Below are 22,667 nucleotides of genomic sequence, written 5' to 3' on the forward strand. Positions count from 1 at the left end.
CCATGACCCAAAGACGTGCTTTCCTCAAGACCGGTCTGGTGGCCACGGCCGCCTTGGCAGCACCCCACGTAGCGGCTCAGACCGGTGAGCGGGTGGTGGTGATTGGCGGTGGGTTCGGTGGCGCCACAGCTGCCCGGTATTTGCGCCGCCTCAACCCGGCTTTGCAGGTGACCCTGGTGGAGCCCGCCAGCGAATTCGTCATGTGCCCTATGAGCAACCGTGTCATTCACGGTGGCCTGCAACTGCGCGACATTTCGCGCCCGTACAGCCGTTTTGTGGCCAACAACGGGCTGCGCTGGGTGCGTGCACGGGCCGACGGCATCGACCTGTCGGCGCGCGAAGTCCGCGCTGGTGCCGAGCGACTGCCGTACGACCGGCTGATCGTCTCGCCCGGTGTGGACTATGTGTACGACGGCATCGAGGGCATGGGCACGCCCGCCCAGCAGGCTCGCGTGCCACACGCCTGGAAAGCCGGTGAGCAAACCCAGCAGCTGCGCAACATGTTGCAGGCACTGCCCGACGATGGTGTGGTAGTCATGACCATTCCCAAGGTGCCCTACCGCTGCCCTCCGGGCCCTTACGAACGGGCCAGTCTGATTGCGCACTACCTTCAGACCCGCAAACCCAAGGCCAAGCTGCTGGTGTTTGACGCCAATCCCGAGATTCAGGCCAAGAAGGGCCTGTTTGAGGCGGTCTGGAAAACCCGTTACGGCGACCGCATCGAATACGTCCCCAACGCCGATCTCAAAGCAGTGGATACCCAGGCAGGCATTCTGGAGTTTGAGGTGCAGGGCAAGGTCAAGGCCCAAGTCATCAATGTCATCCCACCCCAGCGGGCCGGTGCCATCGCCCGCAGCAGCGGGCTAGCCAATGTGGGCAACCGGTGGTGCGGTGTCGATTTTCTCAGCTACGAATCGACGGTGGCCCAAGGTGTGTACGTGTTGGGCGATTCGATTGCGGGCGCGCCAGGCATGCCGAAGTCGGGTCACATGGCCAACCAAGAGGCCAAGGTCTGTGCAGGCGCCATTGCCGCGCAGTCGTACGGCATGGGCGTGCCTTCGGAGCCCATTATTGCCAACACCTGCTACAGCTTTGTGTCCCAGAGCGAGGTGATCCATGTGGCCGCCGTGTACCGCTATGACGCAGGCAAGAAGATCATGGTGCCGGCTCCGGGTGCTGGCGGGGTGTCTGCCCAACCCAGCACCATGGAAGGCCTTTACGCCATGGCTTGGGCCACCAACATCATGAACGACACATTGGGCTGAGCCCGCTGCGGTGGCGACGAGCGGGCGGCGTGGCCGCCTGTGCTCCGCAGACGTTTGACTGACCATGAAAAAAGCCCCGTGGCGTGCCAAGGGGCTTTTTTCTTCCTGCGCTGACCGTCTTCGGGAGCCGGTTCAGTGGTGTTCAGGACTGTGGGACTGAGCGATCAATAACCGCCACGGCCACCGCCGCCACCGCCGTCACGACGGCCACCGCCGCCGTAGGGGCTGCGGAAACCGCCGTCACCGCCACCGCCGCCACCAAAGCCGCCACCGCCGGAACGGTCGCCGCCGCCACCAAAGCCGCCGCCACCACCACGGGGGCCGCCGAAGCCGCCGGTGCGAGGAGGACGGGCTTCCATTGGACGGGCTTCGTTCACCACCAGGCTGCGACCGCCCAGAGACTGGCCGTTCATGCCTTCAACAGCAGCTTGCGCTTCGGCGTCGTTGCCCATTTCGACAAAGCCGAAACCTTTGGAGCGGCCGGTGTCACGTTCCATCATGACCTTGGCGCTGTTGACAGAGCCGTAGGCGCTGAAAGCTTGCTGCAGGTCTTCGTCGCGGACGGTGTAGGGCAGGTTGCCCACGTACAGTTTGTTGCCCATGGTTGGGACTCCTAATAACACTGATAAAAATAGCGATGGAGCCCCGTTAGCAAACAAAACCTGTAGCACGCGAAACCAACCGATCACTTGTCAAACGAGCGTTTCAGACGCTCGCGGGAAGATTATGCGCGCAATGCCGCATAGACAGTGACAATTTTTCAGTGGCGATGGGCGCCTTGTTGGGGCGATGCGCAATAACAACACCTGCACACCACAGCCTGGTAGGTCGCCCGCACAGGGCCTGGTCTGTGGTCGGCCCAGGGCAACGCACCCGGCGGGCGCGCTGTCTGCTTATTGTTTATATGCCGCGGGCCATCGCCGTGCATCGCACCAGACGCCTGAGTGGCGCTACCGTGGGCGCGGGCGGGCCGCCGTTGCTGAGCACGATGCTGTCGTCGCTGGTGCACGTCGCCACCGTGAGGCTTCCGTTGGTCCTGGGCACGCTCAGAGGGGCATCGCAACTGAGCGTGTTGCAGGTGTTGTTGGCCGGGGTCCGGTCGGCTTAGGGTGCCTGTAAACCGCTCACGGTGGCGGTGTTGATGAGCGGTCAGGCGCAGGTCCCTGGGTGTCTGCGTGCAAGCCAGTGGCGCGCTGGCAGGCACGCTGTTTGGTGTTATTTGGCGCTTTTTTGCTGATGGGCCGGTGGTACCGCGCGCGCACGGTTTCTTGGGTTGGGCCGTCTTGCAAGCTTGAGTGGTGGTTGCTTTTACCCAGTAGCCTGCGCGATCAAGCGCCAACGCCTGCCTGCAGGTTGTCCGCCAGGGCGCTCTCACCGACTGTGCCTGTGGGCGGCGTGGGTGGGACTGTGCGGCGCACAGCGCTTCAATTTATACTTGCCCCAGCGCCGATTTGATCCAGATTGCGGGCGCTTTAGAAATGCCGCTAAAGGGGGGATTCCCGGCCTCGCCTTTGAAACACTTGTGTTGGGCGGCGTCGGGTTTTGTTTTTTTGGACCCTGCCCAGCGGGGAATGCCCAGTGATCGTCACGCCCCAAACGTTCCGATTTGACCAACCGCTGCCCCTGCGCAGCGGCGCCGTGCTGCCCGCCTACGAGCTGGTGGTGGAAACTTACGGCACGCTCAACGCCGATCGATCCAACGCGGTGCTGGTGTGCCACGCGCTCAATGCCTCACACCATGTGGCCGGCCTGCATGCCGACGCGCAGGGCCAGCCGCTGGCGCGCAGCGAAGGCTGGTGGCACAACATGATCGGCCCCGGCAAGCCGCTGGACACCGACAGCTACTTCGTCATCGGCGTGAACAACCTCGGTTCCTGCTTTGGCTCCACCGGCCCCACCCACACCAACCCGGCCACGGGCCAGCCCTGGGGCGCCGACTTTCCGGTGGTCACGGTGGAAGACTGGGTGGACGCGCAAGCCCGCCTGCTCGATGTGATGGGCATCCAGACGCTGGCCGCCGTGATGGGTGGCAGCCTGGGCGGCATGCAGACGCTGAGCTGGACGCTGCAATACCCCGAGCGCGTGCGCCACGCCGTGGTGGTGGCCAGTGCGCCCAACCTCACGGCGGAAAACATCGCGTTCAACGAGGTGGCGCGCCGCGCCATCGTGACCGATCCCGACTTCTGCGGTGGCCACTACCTGCGCGAAGGCACCCTGCCCCGGCGCGGTCTGCGCATCGCCCGCATGATCGGGCACATCACGTATTTGAGCGACGACGTGATGAACGAAAAGTTTGGCCGCAAGCTGCGGGCGGTGGACGGCGAAGACCCTGTCGCGGTGGCCGAGCTGGCCTACCGTTACAGCACCCAGGACGTTGAATTCCAGATCGAGAGCTACCTGCGCTACCAGGGCGACAAGTTCAGCGAGTACTTTGACGCCAACACCTACCTGCTGATCACCCGCGCGCTCGACTACTTTGACCCCGCGCGCGAACACGGCGGCTCACTCAGCACCGCGCTGGCCCGCGCCCGGGCCAAGTTTTTGCTGATCAGCTTCACCACCGACTGGCGTTTTTCACCCGCTCGCAGCCGCGAGATGGTGAAAGCGCTGCTGGAAAACGGTCGCGATGTGAGCTACGCCGAAATTGACGCGCCCCACGGGCACGACGCCTTTTTGCTCGACGACCTGCGCTACCACCAGGCCGTTCGCGCCTACTTTCAGCACACCGTGCGCGCCAGCGTGGGAGGGAAATGACCATGGCCGAACACAGCGTGATGGAATCCATTGCCCGCCTGGTGCCGCCCGGTTCCCGCGTGCTGGACCTCGGTTGCGGCGACGGCGCTCTGCTGGCCCACTTGCAGGCCACCCGCGCCTGCACCGGCTACGGCGTGGAAATTGACGACACCAAGGTGCTCGCTTGTGTGAAGCGCGGCGTGAATGTGTTGCAGCTCAACCTGGAAGGCGGGCTCACCATGTTTGGCGACGACGCCTTTGACGTGGTGCTGCAGATCGACACCCTGCAACACCTGCGCAACGCCCAGACCATGCTGCTGGAAACCGCCCGCGTGGGGCGCCTGGGTATCGTGGCGTTTCCCAACTTTGCCCACTGGCCCAACCGCCTGGCGGTGCTGCAGGGCCACATGCCCGTGACCAAGCGTCTGCCCTACCAGTGGTACGACACGCCCAACATCCGCGTGGGCACCTACCGCGACTTCGAGGTGCTGGCCCGGCGCAACGGTCTCACCATTGAAGACAGCTTTGGCCTGCACGAAGGCCGTGAAGTGCGCAGCCTGCCCAACCTGCTGGCCAGCACGGCGGTGTTCCGTTTCTCAAGCTGAAGCGTGGCCGGTTTCGCGTGCGGCATCGGCCGCGAAATCGCCCGCCACCGCCGGGCCTGCCAGCAGGCCGGGGTAGATCTCGGCAAACGTGGCCGCAATCTGGGCCAACGGCAGGTCGTCAAAAGGGCCGCGCTCGGCCACGTATTCCATGTGCCGCTGGCCTGCGCGGTCAAACGGGTGGTAGAGCGAGTCGTGCACGCCGTCAAACTCCAGCGGCAGCAACCCAAACTTGTCACACAGCTCCACGTTGAACGCCGGCGTGGCCTTGCGCCAGGCGCCGTCCAGCCACAGCTCGGTGTAGCCGTGCCAGGCAAACACATCGGTCTTCATGGTGTCGCGCAGTCGCTGGGTGGACAGGTGGTTGCGCACATCGGCAAAGCCCAGCCGCGCCGGCAGGCCCGCCGCCCGCGCCACTGCGGCCAGCACCACGGCCTTGGGCACGCACCAGCCGTGGCCCTGTTGCAGTGCCGTGCTGGCGCGCATGCCGTGGGCTGACAGGTCGATGCGGTAGGGGTCGTAGCGCAGCCGGTCGCGCACAGCCCGGTAGAGCGATACCGCCTGCTCACGCGCCGTGTCGCCCTGGGCGTGGGCTTGAGCAAACGCCACCACGGCGGGGTGTTCGCTGTCGATGCAGGGCGTGGCCGCTAGGTGGGGGGCACAGGGCTCGGTGTGGGGGGTGCTTGGCATAGGCCGCAAGGTACCAGAACCGCGCCCGCGTGGCGACGCCCGCGCGACTGCTGACGTGGGCCACACGCCTCCCCCCGATTACCCCCTGTGTGCTTCCAGAGCGCCATTTGATCTGCATCAAAGTTTTAGAAATGCCTGGGCAAAGCGTGCTTCTTTCCTATTTTTCTCATTTCAGTCTGCTGGGTTGGCGCCGATATTTTTTCCAGACAAACCGGAATCCAGATCGCCCAGGTTCCTGTGCATGCCGGTGCGTTGTGTGTCGGGCCTGGTGCCTGCCCGCTGCACACACATCCACTTTGCGGCAGCTTCGAACAGGGAAAACATGGGAAACGGTTCAACTTTTGGCATCGCCAAGCGCTTGTATGCGGTGAGCATTGGGATTGCCGTGGCCTTGGCCGCTTTGGGCGCTTACGCTTACGGCACGCTGCACAACGCCGCTGAACTCGCGGCCTTCACAGAAGAAAACCGCGTGGCCCAGCTCAATGCCATGGCCGAGCTGGAGCTCAATGTGACCCAGGTATCGCTGCAAGTGCGCCATGCCATATTGGCGCGCAACCCGCAAGAACAGCAAGAAACGCTGGCCTACATTGCCAGCAAGCGCCAGAACATGGACGCGGTGCTGGCAAGTTTTGAGCAGCGCCTGTTTTCGCCTGAGGGCAAGGCGCATTTCGGCAGCTTGCCGCCGTTGGTTGCGGGGTTCTGGAAGGCCGGCGAGGCCAACATGGCCCTGATCCAGCAAGGCCAGAAAGACGAAGCCTTTGCCTATTTGGTCGATGTGACGATTCCCGCCCGCAACGCGTTGCTGAAGGTTGTTGCCGAAGGCAAGTCGATCCAGGCCGCAGGCTTGACGCAGGACATGAACCGCATCGAGCGCAGCATGTTGAGCACCTCCAACCTCATCACGGCGGCGGCGCTGGCCATTGCCGTGGCACTGCTGGCCTTTTCTGCCTACGTGGCGGGCTTGCTGCGCCGCCGGGTGGCCTTGTCACAAGCGGTGGCCGAGCGGGTGCGCGATGGCGACCTGAGCACCGATGTGCACGACGGCGCGCGCGACGAATTCACGCCCCTGCTAAGCGCCCTGCGCGACATGCAGGGCGCGTTGACCCGTGTGGTGTCTGGCGTGCGCCAGAGCGCTGACGGTGTGGCCACCGCCAGCGCCCAGATTGCCCAGGGCAACGCCGACCTTTCCAGCCGCACCGAGCAGCAGGCCAGCGCGCTGGAAGAAACCTCGGCCTCTATGGAAGAAATGGGCTCCACCGCACGCCAAAACGCCGACAACGCCCAACAGGCCAACCAGCTGGCCTCCAGCGCCAGCCATGTTGCCGTGCAAGGTGGCGAGGTGGTCAGCGAAGTGGTGCAGACCATGAAGGACATCAACGACAGCAGCAAGAAGATCAGCGACATCATTGGCGTGATCGACGGCATTGCGTTCCAGACCAACATCTTGGCCTTGAACGCGGCGGTGGAAGCCGCTCGCGCGGGTGAACAAGGCCGTGGCTTTGCCGTGGTGGCGGCCGAAGTGCGCAACCTGGCGCAGCGCAGTGCCGAGGCGGCCAAGGAAATCAAAGGGCTGATCAACGCCAGCGTGGAGCGCGTGGAACAAGGCACGGCATTGGTGGACCGCGCCGGCGCCACCATGCAGGAAATTGTGGGCTCGATCCAGCGCGTGACCGACATCGTGGGCGAGATCAGCAGCGCCAGCCGCGAGCAAAACGCGGGTGTGGGCCAGGTCAGTGAAGCCGTGACCCAGATGGACCAGGCCACCCAGCAAAACGCAGCGCTGGTGGAGGAAAGCGCCGCCGCCGCCGCCAGCTTGCAAAGCCAGGCCCAGCAGCTGGTGCAGGCTGTCAGTGTGTTCAAGCTGTCGGGTACACCAGGCAGCATGGCCATGGTGCGCGCTGCACCGCTGGCGCCCAAGCCGTTGGCCACCCAGCCTGTGGCCCGCGCACCGGCTTTGGCGCACGCCGGGCCAGCCCGGGCACCCGCCACGAAAGCCATCGCGTTCGCACGCGCACCGGCCAGCAGCCGCCGCGAAACGGACGAGTGGGAAAGTTTCTAAACCCCCAGCCCGGAGCACACCATGGACATGCGCCACGAAGCCACCCACCTGGCCCAACAAGACAGCGCGCGCAAGGCGGCCGCTGCCAACGCCCAAAAGGCCGAATTCCTCACCTTGCGCCTGGGCAGCGAGGCGTACGGCATCGACATCTTGCGTGTACAGGAAATCCGCTCTTACGAAGAGCCCACCCGCATCGCCAATGCGCCCCCGTTCATCAAAGGCGTGGTCAACCTGCGCGGTGTGATCGTGCCGGTGGTGGACCTGCGCATCAAGCTCGGTTGCGATTCCGTGGAATACAACAGCCTCACCGTGGTGGTGGTGCTCAACGTGCGCGGGCGGGTGGTGGGTGCGGTGGTGGATTCGGTGTCGGACGTGTTGCAACTCAGCCACGACCTGATCAAGCCTGCACCCGAGATGAACACCACGGTGGACACCAGCTTCATCACCGGCATTGCCAGCGTGGGTGAGCGCATGTTGATTTTGATGGACATCGACGCGCTCATGAGCAGCGCTGACATGGGGCTCATAGACACCCACAACGTCTGATTTTTTTCAGGATCACTGGTATGCAACGCTTCATCGCAAACCTTCGTTTCGTCCACAAGTTCTTCCTCATCGGCGCTGTGGCTCTGTTTATGGTGATCGCGCCCGCGACGATGGCGGTTCGCGGTGAGATGGGCTACTTTCAGGCGGCCCGCAGCGAGGCCAGTGGCATCGCGCCGGCTGGTGATGTGCTCAAGCTGCTGCAGTTGTCGCAGCAGCACAGGGGCATGTCGGCCGGTTACCTGGGGGGCAACGAAAGCGTGAAAGCAGCGCGTGAAGCCAAGCGCGGCGAGGTAGATGCCGCGCTGAACGCGGCCCTGCTGTCGGTGGCCAGTCTGGCTTCGAGCCCGGCCAATGCGCGTGCCCAAAGCATCCGCAGCGACTGGGCCACTTTGGCCGACGCCGTGGGCAGCCGCGCGCTGGACGGACCGCAGAGCTTTGCGCGCCACACGGCGCTGATTGCGCGGCAACTGGACCTGCTGGAAGACGTGACCGATGTGTCCGGTATGACGCTGGACCCCGTGGGCGAAACCTATTTTCTGATCCAGGCGGCGCTGTCCTATTTGCCGCAACTCACCGAGAGCCTGGGCCAGGCCCGCGCGCAGGGCGCCTTGGTGCTGGCGCGGGGTGAGGCCACACCCGAGCAACGCGCCCGCCTGGGGGCGCTCAACAACCTCTCGCGCATGCACATGCGCAACGCCCAGAAAGACATGGAAAAAGTGTTTGCCGCAGCTCCCCATCTGCAGCAAGCGCTGCAAGCCCCGGTGGCCACTGCCTGGAAAGCCGCTGACGAAGCCTTTGCGCTGATCGATCAGCAGATCGTTCTGGCCGAAACACTCACCTATCCCTCGGCAGACTATTTCGCGGCCACGACCCGCCACATCGACATGCAGTTTGCGTTGATCGACAGCGCGTTCAACGTGCTGGCTAGCGAACTGCGTGAGCGCGAAAGTACCTCCAGCCAGACGCTCTGGGCGGTGGTGTTTGCGTTGGTTGCACTCGGTGTGCTGGGTGCGTGGGTCATGTTGCTGGTGGCGCGCACCACCACCCGCTCCATCGGGCAGGCTGTGCGCGTGGCCCAGGCCGTGGCCAATGGCGACCTGACGTCGTCCATCGACACCAGCGCTCGGGACGAAACCGGCCAGCTGCTGCTGGCGCTCAAGGCCATGAACGACAGCCTGGTGCGCATCGTCTCCGAGGTGCGCCAGGGCAGCGACAACATCGTCACCGGCAGCAGCCAGATTGCCACCGGCAATGCCGATCTGTCGCAGCGCACCGAAGAACAGGCCAGCAACCTGGAAGAGACCGCCGCCAGCATGGAGCAGCTTACTGCCACGGTGCAGCAAAACGCCGAAACCGCCCGCCAGGCCAGCGAGCTGGCCCACGGCGCCAGCGCCGCCGCCGTGGCAGGCGGCGAGGTGGTGGGCCAAGTGGTGCACACCATGCAAGACATTGCCACCAGCTCGCGCCGCATCAACGACATCATTGGCGTGATCGACGGCATTGCGTTCCAGACCAACATCCTGGCCTTGAACGCGGCGGTGGAAGCGGCCCGCGCCGGCGAGCAAGGCCGGGGCTTTGCGGTGGTGGCCGCTGAGGTGCGCAACCTGGCGCAGCGCAGCGCGCAAGCCGCCAAGGAAATCAAGACGCTCATTGGCGAGAGCGTGGAGCGCGTCGACGCCGGCACCGTTTTGGTGGAACAAGCCGGGCAGCGCGTGGGCAACATCGTGAGCCAGGTCAAGCGCGTGAGCGATCTTATTGGTGAAATCACCTCGGCCAGCGCCGAACAGTCCAGCGGCATTTCGCAGGTGGGCGATGCCGTGGCCCAGCTCGACCAGGTGACCCAGCAAAACGCGGCCCTGGTGGAAGAAAGTGCGGCCGCTGCCGACAGCCTGAAGCAACAGGCCACCCGGTTGGCCGAGTTGGTGAGCGTGTTTCGAATGGGTGCTTCGGCCTGAGTGCCTGAGTGCCTGAAGGGCTGAGGGGGCCGCTTGACAGCGCGCGCCATCTTCAGCAGCGATTCTTTTTGTATGAGTCCTAAAGTATTGGTGTTGTAGTCCGATAGTTTTTAAGCCTATCGCTTATTTGAGGACCTGCACCATGGACATTCGCCACGAAGCCACCCACCTGGCCCAACAAGACAGCGCGCGCAAGGCGGCCGCTGCCAACGCCCAAAAGGCCGAATTCCTCACCTTGCGCCTGGGCAGCGAGGCGTACGGCATCGACATCCTGCGTGTACAGGAAATCCGCTCTTACGAAGAGCCCACCCGCATCGCCAATGCGCCCCCGTTCATCAAAGGCGTGGTCAACCTGCGCGGTGTGATCGTGCCGGTGGTGGACCTGCGCATCAAGCTCGGTTGCGATTCCGTGGAATACAACAGCCTCACCGTGGTGGTGGTGCTCAACGTGCGCGGGCGGGTGGTGGGTGCGGTGGTGGATTCGGTGTCGGATGTGTTGCAACTCAGCCACGACCTGATCAAGCCCGCACCCGAGATGAACACCACGGTGGACACCAGCTTCATCACCGGCATTGCCAGCGTGGGTGAGCGCATGTTGATTTTGATGGACATCGACGCGCTCATGAGCAGCGCCGACATGGGCCTCATGGACAGCGCCGGCACCAGCTTGCATTGACACCGCTGCCCATTTTCTGAAAACCCGTTTGCCGGTCAGGCAAACACCCTATAACGATTTCAAGGAGTGAACCATGAAAACGCCTATGCGTGTACGCACCCAGTTGATCCTGCTGTGCGCGTTGTTCGTCGCCATGATGGTGGCCGTTGGCACCGTGGGCGCGCTCGTGGCCCGGCAGCAAAGCAGTGCCATTTTGGCGATATACCAGGACCGAGTGGTTCCACTCAGTGGGTTGAAAAAGGTGGCAGATTTGTATGCGGTCAGCATGGTGGATGCGGTGCACAAGGCCGTTGCCGGCAGCATGACGATGCAGGAGGCGCTGGCTGAAGTGGTGAAGGCCAAAGCGGGGATCGACACAGAGTGGAAGGCTTATGTGGCGACCGAGCTGGTGTCCGAGGAAACGGCGCTCATTGCCCGTATCGAACCCTTGCAGCTGGTCGCGGGTCGGGCTGTGGCGCGTATGGAAGAGCTGCTCAAAGCGGGCGATGTGGAGGGTTTGCTGGCTTTTTCACGGCGTGACTTGTATCCGGCCTTTGATCCGCTGCAGGAGGTGATTGCCGCCTTGATTCAGGTGCAGCTGGATGTGTCGAAGCAAACCTACGAGGTCAGTGTGGTGCAGATCCGCGACGCCTTGCTCATGATCGCCGGGCTCATCACGCTGGCCATCGTGCTGGGCGCTGCGGTGGGGTGGTGGGTGATTCGGCATCTTGTGCGTGCGCTGGGCGCGGAGCCGCATGAGGTGCGTGAGGCGGCTGAAGCGGTGGCGCGGGGCGATCTCAGCCAGGACTTCCTGTTCGTGGACGGCGGACATCCCAGCGTGATGGCCGCCATGAAGCACATGACCATCCAGCTGCGCCAGATTGTGGTGGGCGTGCGTGAAGGCGCCGAGGGCGTGGCCGCAGCCAGTGCCCAGATTGCACAAGGCAATCTGGACCTGAGCCAGCGCACCGAAGAGCAGGCCAGCGCGTTGGAGCAGACCGCCGCCTCCATGGAGCAAGTGGGTTCCACGGTGGAGCAAAACGCATCCCATGCCAATGAAGCCAGTCAGCTGGCGCAAACGGCGGCGCGCGTGGCCCGCCAAGGCGGCGAGGTGGTCAGCGAAGTGGTGCAGACCATGAAGGCCATCAACGACAGCAGCAAAAAGATCAGCGACATCATTGGTGTGATCGACGGCATTGCGTTCCAGACCAACATCTTGGCGCTGAACGCGGCAGTGGAAGCCGCTCGCGCGGGCGAACAAGGCCGGGGCTTTGCGGTGGTGGCCGGTGAGGTGCGCAACCTCGCGCAGCGCAGTGCCGAGGCGGCCAAAGAGATCAAAGGCTTGATCAACACCAGTGTGGACCGTGTAGAGCAGGGCACGGCCTTGGTGGACCGCGCGGGCACCACGATGCAGGAGGTGGTGAGCTCCATCGGTCGGGTGACCGGTGTCGTGGGCGAGATCAGCAGCGCCAGCAAAGAACAGAGCATGGGGATCGCCCAGGTCAGCGAGGCGGTGAGTCAAATGGACCAGGTCACCCAGCAAAATGCCTCTCTGGTGGAAGAGGGTGCGGCCGCCGCAGCCAGCTTGCGCACGCAGGCCCAGCAGTTGGTGCAGGCTGTGGCGGTGTTTCGCTTGAGTCCTGTGCAGGGCCTCCTGGCCTGAGATGGCCGCGTGCCCGGGCACCGTTGGTCGGCCCACCGCCGCGCGGTGCGGTGCGGTGCGGTGCCTGCAACCGACCAGGTGCTGCCCATGGGTACATTTTGAATGCTTAGGAATTCGTTTTTCATGCAAAGCCCGGGTAAGCCTGGGCTTTGTTGTTTTGATTAGGCCTTCAGCCCGAGCGCGTCAAGCCGATAGTCCATAGACCAACCCGTTAATCGAGGACCCATTTCATGGACATGCGCAACGAAGCCACCCTGCACGCCAACCACCACAGCGCACGCGCTGCTGCCGCCAAAAAGGCCGAATTCCTGACCTTCCGCCTGGGCGGCGAGGAGTACGGCATCGACATCTTGCGTGTACAGGAGATCCGTTCCTTTGAAGAGCCCACCCGCATAGCCAATGCCCCGAGCTTCATCAAAGGCGTGGTCAACCTGCGTGGCGTGATCGTGCCGGTGGTGGACCTGCGCATCAAGCTCGGTTGCGACAAGGTGGAATACAACGGCTTCACCGTGGTGATTGTGCTCAACGTGCATGGCCGCGTGGTGGGCGCGGTGGTGGACTCAGTGTCGGACGTGCTGGAGTTGGCCGACGACCTGATCAAGCCCGCACCCGAGATGAACACCACGGTGGACACCAGCTTCATCACCGGCATTGCCAGCGTAGGTGAGCGCATGTTGATTTTGATGGACATCGACGCCCTCATGAGCAGCGCCGACATGGGCCTCATGGAGAGTTCGCAGAGCCTGCAGTAAGCGGGTTGCATTGCGCCGCACCCACAAGGCGATCCGCATGAGCACAACCTGTTCCTGGTCCTGCAACGGCACGGTGGCACGGTGCCTCGCGCTGCAGCTGGTTGGCGCGCTGACCCGCGCACCGGCTGCCCGCTCAGCCGCTGCCAGCCGCAGCCCGCCGCACCGCCAAAGGCAATGGGAAACGCATTGAAGCGGTTCCCTCAGTTTTTCGGAGACTTTTCATGACATTCAATCGACTCAAAATTGGCCAGCGCCTGACGCTCGGTTTCGCTGCTGTGCTGGTGCTGCTGGTGGCGCTGACCACCGTGGCCTGGAACAGCCTGCAGGCGGCCCGCCAAGGCACCATAGACGTGGTGGCCATGGAGCGGCGCGCCTCCATGGCCAATGACTGGCTGGCCAGCACCCAGCTCAACATCAACCGGGTGATGGCCTTGGCCAAGTCCCGCAACGATGCCGAGGTGGACGCCTACTTCAAGCCGCTGATTGCGCAGACCACGCAGCGCATCAACGAGTTGCAAAAGGGGTTGGACGACGAAATTGACAGCGAAAAAGGCAAGGCGCTGCTCAAGGAAATTGCCGCGCGCCGTGCCGAATACATAGCGGTGCGCAAGACCTATTTCGACACGCTCAAAGCCGGCGATGTGGAGGGCGCCAACCAGCAGTTGCTGTCTGCACTCATGCCTGCTGTTGAGCGCTACACCGGTGCCATGGGTGAGCTGCAGAAGCTGGAGCACCAGGTGGTGGCTGAAGCGGTGGCGGCTTCGGACGCTGTGCTCCAGCAGCAGATCATGGTGTTGCTTGGCCTCGCGGCCCTCGCTGTTGTGCTTGGCGTTGTGGTGTCCTGGCGCATGACGCGCTCGGTGACCGCACCGGTGCAAGAGGCGGTGAGCATTGCCCAGGCCGTGGCCAATGGCGACCTGACCCGTGAAGTGAAGACGAACCGCACCGACGAGCTGGGCGATCTGCTCAACGCGCTGGGCGCCATGAAAGCCTCGCTGGTGAACACGGTGGGCCAAGTGCGCAGCGCGGCCGACAGCATCAACACCGCGTCGGCCGAGATTGCCAGCGGCAACCAAGACCTGAGCGCCCGCACCGAGCAAGCCGCCAGCAACCTGGAAGAGACCGCAGCCAGCATGGAAGAGCTCACCAGCACCGTGCGCCAAAGCGCCGATGCGGCTCGCCAGGCCAACCAGCTCGCGGCCAGTGCCTCCGAGATTGCGGTGCGCGGTGGCCAGGTGGTGGGCCAGGTGGTCACCACCATGAACGAGATCAACCACAGCAGCAAGAAGATCAGCGACATCATTGGCGTGATCGACGGCATTGCGTTCCAGACCAACATCTTGGCGCTGAACGCGGCGGTGGAAGCCGCTCGCGCGGGCGAACAAGGCCGGGGCTTTGCGGTGGTGGCCGGTGAGGTGCGCAACCTGGCGCAGCGCAGCGCCGAGGCGGCCAAAGAAATCAAAGGCCTCATTGGCACCAGCGTGGACAAGGTTGAAACCGGCAGCCGCCTGGTGGCCGATGCGGGCCAGACCATGAGCGAGATTGTGGGCTCGGTGCAGCGTGTGAGCGACATCATTGGCGAGATCACGGCGGCTGCAGGCGAGCAAAGCGACGGCATTGGTCAGGTGAACACGGCGGTGAACCAGCTCGACCAGATGACGCAACAAAACGCGGCGCTGGTGGAAGAGAGCGCGGCGGCAGCTGAGAGCCTGAAAGAGCAGGCTACGCGCCTGTCACAGGTGATCGCCATCTTCCGCACCGACGGCAGCGCCATGGCCATGGTGCCCGCGCGAGCAGCCAGCGCTTACACCAGCGTCACACCTCTACAGCGCAAGGCGACCCCATTCAAGCCCGCCGCATCGCTGGCCAGGCCGGCCGCGCCGCGTATTGCGTCATCGGCGTCTGCATCGGCCAATGCTCCCGCTCCCGCACCGGTTGCCCTCAAGCGGCCCCAGCCGGCCGCCAGCAAGCCCGCGCAGTCCACTGCGGCTGCGGGTGCTGAAGGCGACTGGGAAAGCTTTTAAGCCGCCATTTTCCCGTTGACTGTTTCCCCCGTCCCTCCCAACCCTTTCAGGAGATTCTTATGAAAACCGTTCGCCACGCTCTGGGTGCTTGCACCGCTGCTGTTTTGTTGGTCGTTTCGTTCGGCGCCCACGCCGCCGCCACGACCGACGACGCCACCGCTATGGTCAAAAAAGGTGTTGCTTTTATGAAGTCCAGCGGCAAAGACAAAGGCCACGCCGAGATCAGCAGCAAGGAAAGCCAGTTCAAGAAAGACGACCTGTACCTGGTGGTCTATGGCCTGGATGGCACCGTGCGCGCCCATGGCGCCAACGAAAAGATGATTGGCAAGAACCTGATCGATCTGAAAGACATCGATGGCAAGCTGTTTGTGAAAGAGCGCGTGGACCTGGCCAACAGCAAAGGCACGTTCTGGCAAGACTACAAGTTCACCAACCCGGTGACGAAAAAGATCGAACCCAAGGCGATGTACTGCGAAAAGCTGGACGACGCAGTGGTGTGCGGCGGCGTCTACAAATAAGCCGCTGAACCGCACGAGCCACCACTGCAATACTTGGGAGTCGATATGAAACTGGGCCAAAAACTGATCCTCGCTCCGGTCATCACGGCACTGGCCGTGCTGGCCACCGGGCAGCTTGACTCGATGCTGCTCAGTCGCGCGGGCGAAGCCTCTACGGCCCGTTTCACGGCGGACATCAACCAATTGCAGTCGCTCACGCGGGTGCAGGAACAGATCGGCCGCATGCATGTGGATGTGTACCGGTTGATGACCATCATTGGCTCGGTTGACGACGCCAAAACCAACGCGGTGCGTGCCGACCTGGCCCAACAGGCCGCCAGCATGCAGGCGGTGCTGGGCGAGCTCGCGGCCAGCCCCACGGCAGACGAGGGCCTGCGTGCCGACATCGCGGTGTCGGGTCAGCAGATTGGCGAATTCGTCAAACGAACCGACAGCGCGATCGACCTCGCTTCTGTAGACCCGAACACCGGCGTGGCCGCCATGCAGACCGCCGACGAGGCCTACAGCAAGCTGGCGCAGTCGTTGTCGGGTGCTGCAGAAAAAATGGAGGCGGCAACAGTGGCCGCAGCCGAAGCTGCGACACAGACGTCCAGCCGCACCCACTGGCTGCTGACGCTGCTGTCGTTGGCGGTGGCGATGGGTGTGGTGGCTATTTTTTGGGTGGTCCTGCGCCGGGTGGCCGACGCCCTGGCCGATGCGTCCCATGCTGCCCGCGAAGTGGCCAGCGGTAACCTGACGGTGTCGTTGCAGACGAACCGCACCGACGAGCTGGGCGATCTGCTCAACGCGCTGGGCGCCATGAAAGCGTCGCTGGTGAACACGGTGGGCCAAGTGCGCAGCGCGGCCGACAGCATCAACACCGCGTCGGCCGAGATTGCCAGCGGCAACCAAGACCTGAGCGCCCGCACCGAACAAGCCGCCAGCAACCTGGAAGAGACCGCCGCCAGCATGGAAGAGCTCACCAGCACCGTGCGCCAAAGCGCCGATGCGGCTCGCCAGGCCAACCAGCTCGCGGCCAGCGCCTCCGAGATTGCGGTGCGCGGTGGCCAGGTGGTGGGCCAGGTGGTCACCACCATGAACGAGATCAACCACAGCAGCAAGAAGATCAGCGACATCATTGGCGTGATCGACGGCATTGCGTTCCAGACCAACATCTTGGCGCTGAACGCGGCGGTGGAAGCCGCTCGCGCGGGCGAACAAGGCCGGGGCTTTGCGGTGGTGGCCGGTGAGGTGCGCAACCTGGCGCAGCGCAGCGCCGAGGCGGCCAAAGAAATCAAAGGCCTCATTGGCACCAGCGTGGACAAGGTTGAAACCGGCAGCCGCCTGGTGGCCGATGCGGGCCAGACCATGAGCGAGATTGTGGGCTCGGTGCAGCGTGTGAGCGACATCATTGGCGAGATCACGGCGGCTGCAGGCGAGCAAAGCGACGGCATTGGTCAGGTGAACACGGCGGTGAACCAGCTCGACCAGATGACGCAACAAAACGCGGCACTGGTGGAAGAGAGCGCGGCGGCAGCCGAGAGCCTGAAAGAGCAGGCTGCGCGCCTGTCACAGGTGATCGCCATCTTCCGCACCGACGGCAGCGCGGCTGTGACAGACCCCGCCACACCGCGGGCGCTGCGTGCCGTGTCGCCGCCCAGTGCTGCTCGGCTGGTACACACCCAGCCGCTCAAAAAACTGGCGGGTCCGGCGTTGGCCCGTGGCCCTGCTCGCCCGGCCTCGCCCGAGCTCAAGCGGCCCCAGCTGGACAAGCTGCCCACGTTGACCGCAAGCGCAAGCGCAACCGCAGCCAAGCCAACCAAAGCCCCAGTGGTGGCTGGTCACGAGGGCGATTGGGAAAGTTTTTGACTGGCCCATCCCGCACCGTGACCCGGCGACCCCGTCAAGCACAAAGATGTTTTCAAGGTTTTCACAATGAGCTGTGCACCCCCAAGCATGCGGGTCGGCAACGACCTTCCCACTTGCGCTGAGCCAGCTGACTGCAACCTGCAAGCAACCGCTGCCAACCTGCAGCCGGTCAACGGCACCGGGCGCCAGAGCGCCGACGCGGCCCGCCACCTGGCGGTTGCCAGGATGTTCGAGGTGAACCGCAGCAGCCCAAAGACTCGCGGCACCAAGGGCGGAATCATGGCGGTGTCTTGCGAGCCGTCGGGCGGCATTGGCCAGGGACACACCACCGTGAACCAGCTCGACCCGATGACGCGGCAAAACGCCGCGCTGGCGCAAGCAAACAGCGCGGCCACCGAAAGCCTGAAAGAGCAAGCGCAGTGCCTGGCGCAAGCCATTGGGGTGTTCAGGCACAGCACCGCGCTGCGCCGCTGACCTGACACCCGTTCTGATACCCGGTGCATCTGCATCCCCCACTTTTTGATCGGGACATTCCCATGGGACTCAACAACTTGATGCGTCAGTTTTCAATCCGCACCCGCATGCTCGGCGCCATTGGCGTGGTGCTGGCGCTGCTGCTGGTGGTGGGCGGTGCCGGCCTATGGGGCATGCAGCGCTTGCACCATCTCAGCCAGGAGTTTGTGAACCACGCGTTCGAAGAAACGCTCATCCTCTCGCGCCTTCGCGTGGCCATGGCCGACCTGAGCCGCTACGAGAAGGACATGGTGATCCACTACGAATCGCCCGAGCAGTTGTCACTGGCCAATATGCGGTGGGAAAAAGCCCGCACCGAGGTGGACAAGCAAATTGGCCACATGCTGGAAGGCGAGGACGATGAAGACAACATCTTGCTGCGTGAAATGCAGCAACGGCTGGGCGCGTATGTGGCGGCGGTGGAGCCGGTGGTGGTGCAGATCAGGGACGGTGGCTATGAAAGCGCCACCGTGGCCAACCGCGTGCTGGCCCGCGCCCATGAGCAGTACGCTGCGTTGCTGGCCGACATGGCCCAGATTGAAAAAATCATCTTGAGCGAAGCGGCCAGCCTGCAGGCCAGGGAGCAGACCACGACCGGCCAGACGCTCTGGCTGTTTGGCCTGGCGGTTGCGCTGGCGGGGCTGGTGGTGGTGCCCACCACGCTGGCCAACATGCAGAGCATTTGCCGTCCGTTGGACCAAGCGCAGCGCTTGGCCACAGCGATCACGCAGGGCGATCTCACCCAGACCATTGCCATCAACGGCAAGGATGAACTCTCGCGCCTCATGCAGGCGCTGGGCGGCATGCAGGAAGCCCTGGCGCGCATTGTGGGCGAGGTGCGCAGAAGCTCCGACGGCATTGGTACCGCCAGCGCGCAGATTGCTTCGGGCAACCAGGACCTTTCTACCCGAACCGAGCAAGCGGCCAGCAGTCTGCAGCAAACGGCCAGCAGTATGGAGCAAATCAACAGCACCGTGCGCCAGAGCGCCGACGCAGCCCGCCAGGCCAGCCAGATGGCGGTGGCGAACGCCGAGGTGGCTGCGCGCGGTGGCCAGGTGGTGGGCCAGGTCGTGACCACCATGGAAGAGATCAACCAAAGCAGCCGCAAGATTGGCGACATCATTGGCGTGATCGACGGTATTGCCTTCCAGACCAACATCCTGGCGCTGAACGCGGCGGTGGAAGCGGCACGCGCGGGCGAGCAAGGCCGGGGCTTTGCCGTGGTGGCCGCCGAGGTGCGCAACCTGGCGCAACGCAGCGCTGAAGCGGCCAAAGAAATCAAGACGCTCATTGGCAACAGCGTGGACAAGGTGGACATGGGTTCGCGCCTGGTGGCCGAAGCGGGCAGCACCATCAGCGAAATTGTGGCCAACGCCGACAAGGTGTCCGCCTTCATCAGCGACATCACGACCGCCGCCACCGAGCAGTCCAGCGGCATGGGCCAGGTGAGCGGCGCGGTCAGCCAGCTCGACCAGATGACGCAGCAAAACGCCGCGCTGGTGGAGGAAAGCGCGGCGGCGGCCGAGAGCTTGAAAGACCAGGCTGCCCGGCTGGCAGACGTGGTGCGCGTGTTTCGCTTGAGCGGCCGCACAGACCTGGCCGCAGCCTGAGCGTCAGCGCGCTATGAACCCCGCCCAAGGCGCGGCAAAACCTGCGTTGACCTGTTGGCGGTGCGTGCACACGTGCCAGCGCGGGTGCATCGTGCCTATACTTGAGCCAGTTTTCTGAAGACTGGCCCGATGGCTGATGCACCGGGTCCCCGCTTGCCCGGTGCGCGCTGGGCTTTGACCTCCCTTGGAGACCGTTGCCATGAACGCCCGCCTGCCCCAGCCGTTGCCGCTCGAACCCACCGCGCTGCAAAGCCATGTGAACGCAGCCTGGTCGCGCACCATCGTGCCCGAGCTGCAGCGCTACATCGAAGTGCCGGCCAAGTCGCCCGCGTTTGATGCCGACTGGGCCGCCCACGGCCTGCTAGACCGCGTGTTGCAAAGCGCCGCCGACTGGGTGCAAGCCCAGCAGGTGCCCGGCCTTACATTCGACGTGATTCGACTCAACGACGCCCAAGGTGTGCCGCGCACGCCAGTGCTGTTTTTTGAAGTGCCCGCGAGCGCAGGTCAAGACGGCACGCCGGCCCCCGCCTCTGCCCAGACCGTGCTGATGTACGGCCACCTCGACAAGCAACCCGAATTCACCGGCTGGCGCAGCGACCTGGGTCCCTGGACGCCGAAGATTGTGGACGGCAAGCTCTATGGCCGTGGCGGCGCGGACGATGGCTACGCGGTGTATGCCAGCATCGCCGCCATTCAAGCCCTGAAAGCCCAGGGCGTGGCGCATCCGCGCATCGTCGGCCTGATCGAAACCTGCGAAGAAAGCGGCTCGAGCGACCTGTTGCCATATGTAGACGCGCTGCGCACCCGCCTGGGCGACGTGGGCCTGGTGATCTGTCTGGACAGTGGCGCCGGCAACTACGACCAGCTGTGGCTGACCACCAGCCTGCGCGGCATGGCCAGCGGCGTGCTGAAGGTGGAGGTACTGACCGAGGGCATCCATTCGGGCGATGCTTCGGGCCTGGTGCCATCGAGCTTTCGCATCATGCGCCAGGTGCTGGACCGGCTGGAAGACAGCGCCACCGGCCGCCTGCTGCCGGCCAGTTTCCACTGCGAAGTGCCCGCCGAACGTGTGGCGCAGGCCAAGGCCACGGCGGCCATTCTGGGCGACGAAATTTACAAGCGTTTTCCCTGGGCGCACCACGACTGCGGTGGCGCCACCGTGTTTGCCTTGCCCACCACCACCGACCCGGTGGACGCCCTGCTCAACCGCACCTGGCGGCCCACGCTCAGCGTGACCGGCGCCGACGGTTTCCCGGAGCTGCGCAACGCTGGCAATGTGTTGCGGCCCTACACCGCTTTCAAGCTCAGCCTGCGCTTGCCGCCGCTGGTGGACGCGCCGCAAGCCGTGCAAGAACTCAAAGCCTTGCTGGAAGACAACGCGCCGTACCAGGCCCGCGTGACGTTTGAGGGCGAAGGCGCAGCCAGCGGCTGGAACGCGCCCACCACCACACCGTGGTTTGACGCCGCGCTGCAAGGCGCCTCGCAAGCCCACTTTGGCGCGGGCTGCGGCACCATTGGTCAGGGCGGTACCATTCCGCTCATGAACATGCTCAGCAAAGGCTTTCCCAAGGCGCAGATGATGGTGTGCGGCGTGCTCGGCCCCAAAAGCAACGCACACGGGCCCAACGAATTCCTGCACCTGGACTATGCGCAGCGCCTCACCGCTTCGGTGGCCCAGGTGATCGCCCGCATGCCTTGAGGGTGCACCGGTTGAACCTCTGACCGCCCACCCAGCCCCACAGCTGCCGCTTGCTCCCGCCATGTCCGACACCACCCAGGCCCCTTTCACGCTCGAAGACGGCCTGAACCTGGCCCTGTACGACTGGCCGCTGCCCATGCGCTGGCGCCCGCGCGGCGTGGTGCTGGTGGTGCACGGTCTGGGTGAACACGCCTGGCGCTACGACCCGCTGGCCCAGCGCCTCAACGAATGGGGCTTTTGCGTGCGCGCCTACGACCAGCGCGGCCACGGCGAGTCGGGCGGTGCCCGTGGGGTGATCCCGTCAGACACCGCCTTGCTGGACGATCTGGCCGAGGTCGTGGACGACACGCGGCGCCATATTGCCCAACCTTGGGAATGCCCGCTGATTCTTTTGGGTCACAGCATGGGGGGGCTGGTGGCATCGACCTTTGTTTATCGCAACATCGCGTCCGTGGACGGGCTGGTGCTGTCGTCGCCCGCGCTGGATGCGGGTATTGGCCCGGTGCAGAAAAAGCTCATGCACCTGCTGTGCCGCTGGGCGCCCAACCTGGCGCTGGGTAACGGTCTGGACGCCAGCAAAATCTCACACAGCCCCATGGTGGTGGAAGCCTACAAAAAAGACCGTCTGGTGCACGACCGCATTTCGGCGCGGCTGGCCCACTTCATCGACAGCAACGGCCCCCGCGTGGTGGCGGGCGCACCGCGCTGGCGTGTGCCCACCTTGCTCCTGTATGCCGGGGCCGACCGCTTGGTGCGCCCCGAAGGCAGCCGCGCCTTTGCTGCCATGGCCCCGCGCGACAAGGTGACCAGCCATTGCTTTGAAGGGCTGTACCACGAGATCTTCAACGAACAAGACCCGTCGGCCGTGTACGTCGCGCTCAAGGCCTGGCTGGATCAGCGCGCACCCGCCTGAACGACCCAGGCAAACCATGCATCTAAAAAAACAGCCCCAAAAGGGGCTGTTTTTTTGTCCGCCGAAACGCTGCGCCCGATGGCCCAGCGCACACAGCCCATCAGCGCTTTTGCAGCAGGCCGCCCAGCATGCCCATCAAGTCGCCGGCGTTGCCGCCACTTTGGCCTCCCAGCAGCGCACCCAGCGCACCCATGCCGTTGTCGGCTGGCATCTGGCCTTGCGGTGTGAGTTGGTCGATCAGGCCCGGCAGCAGGTCGGCCATGGTGCCGGCGGCTTGCTGCGGGTTGCCACCCATTTGCTGGGCGAGCATGCCCATCAGGTCGGGGCCCAGAGCACCACCGAGCTGGTCGGCCGACACCGGCTGGTTGGCACCCGTGCCCACCCACGACTGGGCGGCTTCGCCCAGGCCGCCTTGTTGCAGCTTGGCCAAGATGCCTTGCAGGCCGCCTGCGTTGTTCATCAGTGCACCCACGATGCCCATGAGCATCTGGGGGTCGAGCCCACCGGCTGCGCCCGTGGGGCCTGCCGCCGCCTGGTTGCCTTGCAGCGAGCCCATCGCCGCGTTGGTGGCGGCGCCAATCAAAGAGTCCATCAAGCCCATGTCGTATCCCTTGTGTGAAGT

The 22,667-nt window shown here is 64.3% G+C and carries 20 protein-coding genes and 1 riboswitch; of the genes, 16 read left to right on the forward strand and 4 right to left on the reverse strand.

Annotated features, from left to right (window positions below; translation table 11 throughout):
• Positions 1–2 precede the first annotated feature (2 nt).
• On the forward strand, positions 3–1,265 hold the full coding sequence (locus ACTG4K_RS01535) for an FCSD flavin-binding domain-containing protein (protein ID WP_439112430.1): 1,263 nt from the start codon (positions 3–5) through the stop codon (positions 1,263–1,265).
• A 164-nt stretch (positions 1,266–1,429) separates the two neighbouring features.
• On the opposite strand, the gene ACTG4K_RS01540 is transcribed toward ACTG4K_RS01535, so the two are convergent.
• Positions 1,430–1,867 (reverse strand): RNA recognition motif domain-containing protein, encoded by a 438-nt coding sequence (locus ACTG4K_RS01540; protein ID WP_439112431.1) that lies wholly within the window; start codon positions 1,865–1,867, stop codon positions 1,430–1,432.
• A gap of 831 nt (positions 1,868–2,698) precedes the next feature.
• A riboswitch (SAM riboswitch) is annotated at positions 2,699–2,771 on the forward strand.
• Positions 2,772–2,843: 72 nt separating this feature from the next.
• On the opposite strand from ACTG4K_RS01540, the gene metX reads away from it, so the two are divergent.
• Positions 2,844–4,019, forward strand: coding sequence for a homoserine O-succinyltransferase MetX (gene metX, locus ACTG4K_RS01545; RefSeq protein WP_439112652.1), 1,176 nt, complete (start codon positions 2,844–2,846; stop codon positions 4,017–4,019).
• A gap of 2 nt (positions 4,020–4,021) precedes the next feature.
• A complete protein-coding gene (gene metW, locus ACTG4K_RS01550; protein WP_439112432.1) occupies positions 4,022–4,603 on the forward strand; it encodes a methionine biosynthesis protein MetW in 582 nt (193 codons plus the stop codon).
• On the opposite strand, the gene ACTG4K_RS01555 is transcribed toward metW, so the two are convergent.
• Both ACTG4K_RS01555 and ACTG4K_RS01560 read right to left on the reverse strand, forming a co-directional pair.
• On the reverse strand, positions 4,595–5,290 hold the full coding sequence (locus ACTG4K_RS01555; protein ID WP_439112433.1) for a transglutaminase domain-containing protein: 696 nt from the start codon (positions 5,288–5,290) through the stop codon (positions 4,595–4,597). The genes metW and ACTG4K_RS01555 overlap by 9 nt on opposite strands.
• 171 nt (positions 5,291–5,461) lie before the next feature.
• Positions 5,462–5,614 (reverse strand): hypothetical protein, encoded by a 153-nt coding sequence (locus tag ACTG4K_RS01560; protein WP_439112434.1) that lies wholly within the window; start codon positions 5,612–5,614, stop codon positions 5,462–5,464.
• On the opposite strand from ACTG4K_RS01560, the gene ACTG4K_RS01565 reads away from it, so the two are divergent.
• The 13 genes from ACTG4K_RS01565 (at position 5,613) to ACTG4K_RS01625 (ending at position 22,045) form a co-directional block, all read left to right on the forward strand.
• Positions 5,613–7,349: a methyl-accepting chemotaxis protein gene (locus ACTG4K_RS01565; protein WP_439112435.1), complete on the forward strand. Its 1,737-nt coding sequence runs from the start codon at positions 5,613–5,615 to the stop codon at positions 7,347–7,349. The genes ACTG4K_RS01560 and ACTG4K_RS01565 overlap by 2 nt on opposite strands.
• Before the next feature lie 21 nt (positions 7,350–7,370).
• The gene (locus ACTG4K_RS01570; RefSeq protein WP_439112436.1) at positions 7,371–7,895 is read left to right on the forward strand and encodes a chemotaxis protein CheW; all 525 of its coding nucleotides are present in this window, start codon (positions 7,371–7,373) and stop codon (positions 7,893–7,895) included.
• Positions 7,896–7,915: 20 nt separating this feature from the next.
• The gene (locus ACTG4K_RS01575) at positions 7,916–9,850 is read left to right on the forward strand and encodes a methyl-accepting chemotaxis protein (RefSeq protein ID WP_439112437.1); all 1,935 of its coding nucleotides are present in this window, start codon (positions 7,916–7,918) and stop codon (positions 9,848–9,850) included.
• A 142-nt stretch (positions 9,851–9,992) separates the two neighbouring features.
• Positions 9,993–10,526 (forward strand): chemotaxis protein CheW, encoded by a 534-nt coding sequence (locus ACTG4K_RS01580; RefSeq protein WP_439112438.1) that lies wholly within the window; start codon positions 9,993–9,995, stop codon positions 10,524–10,526.
• A 73-nt stretch (positions 10,527–10,599) separates the two neighbouring features.
• Positions 10,600–12,168: a methyl-accepting chemotaxis protein gene (locus ACTG4K_RS01585; RefSeq protein ID WP_439112439.1), complete on the forward strand. Its 1,569-nt coding sequence runs from the start codon at positions 10,600–10,602 to the stop codon at positions 12,166–12,168.
• A 230-nt stretch (positions 12,169–12,398) separates the two neighbouring features.
• Entirely contained in the window at positions 12,399–12,920 is a 522-nt protein-coding gene (locus ACTG4K_RS01590) for a chemotaxis protein CheW (protein WP_439112440.1), read from the forward strand.
• 221 nt (positions 12,921–13,141) lie between these two features.
• Positions 13,142–14,944 (forward strand): methyl-accepting chemotaxis protein, encoded by a 1,803-nt coding sequence (locus ACTG4K_RS01595; RefSeq protein WP_439112441.1) that lies wholly within the window; start codon positions 13,142–13,144, stop codon positions 14,942–14,944.
• A 59-nt stretch (positions 14,945–15,003) separates the two neighbouring features.
• Positions 15,004–15,462, forward strand: coding sequence for a cache domain-containing protein (locus ACTG4K_RS01600; RefSeq protein ID WP_439112442.1), 459 nt, complete (start codon positions 15,004–15,006; stop codon positions 15,460–15,462).
• A gap of 45 nt (positions 15,463–15,507) precedes the next feature.
• A complete protein-coding gene (locus tag ACTG4K_RS01605) occupies positions 15,508–17,310 on the forward strand; it encodes a methyl-accepting chemotaxis protein (RefSeq protein WP_439112443.1) in 1,803 nt (600 codons plus the stop codon).
• Positions 17,311–17,376: 66 nt separating this feature from the next.
• Positions 17,377–17,784, forward strand: a complete 408-nt coding sequence (locus tag ACTG4K_RS01610; protein ID WP_439112444.1) for a hypothetical protein — start codon at positions 17,377–17,379, stop codon at positions 17,782–17,784.
• A gap of 62 nt (positions 17,785–17,846) precedes the next feature.
• Positions 17,847–19,433 carry a methyl-accepting chemotaxis protein gene (locus ACTG4K_RS01615; RefSeq protein WP_439112445.1) on the forward strand — a complete coding sequence of 529 codons (1,587 nt, stop codon included), beginning with the start codon at positions 17,847–17,849 and terminating at the stop codon, positions 19,431–19,433.
• Between the two features lie 199 nt (positions 19,434–19,632).
• Positions 19,633–21,132 carry a M20 family metallopeptidase gene (locus ACTG4K_RS01620; protein ID WP_439112446.1) on the forward strand — a complete coding sequence of 500 codons (1,500 nt, stop codon included), beginning with the start codon at positions 19,633–19,635 and terminating at the stop codon, positions 21,130–21,132.
• 61 nt (positions 21,133–21,193) lie between these two features.
• Positions 21,194–22,045 (forward strand): alpha/beta hydrolase, encoded by an 852-nt coding sequence (locus ACTG4K_RS01625; RefSeq protein ID WP_439112447.1) that lies wholly within the window; start codon positions 21,194–21,196, stop codon positions 22,043–22,045.
• A gap of 100 nt (positions 22,046–22,145) precedes the next feature.
• Here ACTG4K_RS01625 and ACTG4K_RS01630 read toward each other — a convergent pair whose 3' ends face one another.
• Positions 22,146–22,646, reverse strand: a complete 501-nt coding sequence (locus ACTG4K_RS01630) for a YidB family protein (protein WP_439112448.1) — start codon at positions 22,644–22,646, stop codon at positions 22,146–22,148.
• Positions 22,647–22,667: the final 21 nt, after the last annotated feature.

The sequence above is a fragment of the Hydrogenophaga sp. genome (assembly GCF_965657535.1).
Classification (GTDB): Bacteria; Pseudomonadota; Gammaproteobacteria; order Burkholderiales; family Burkholderiaceae_C; genus Hydrogenophaga.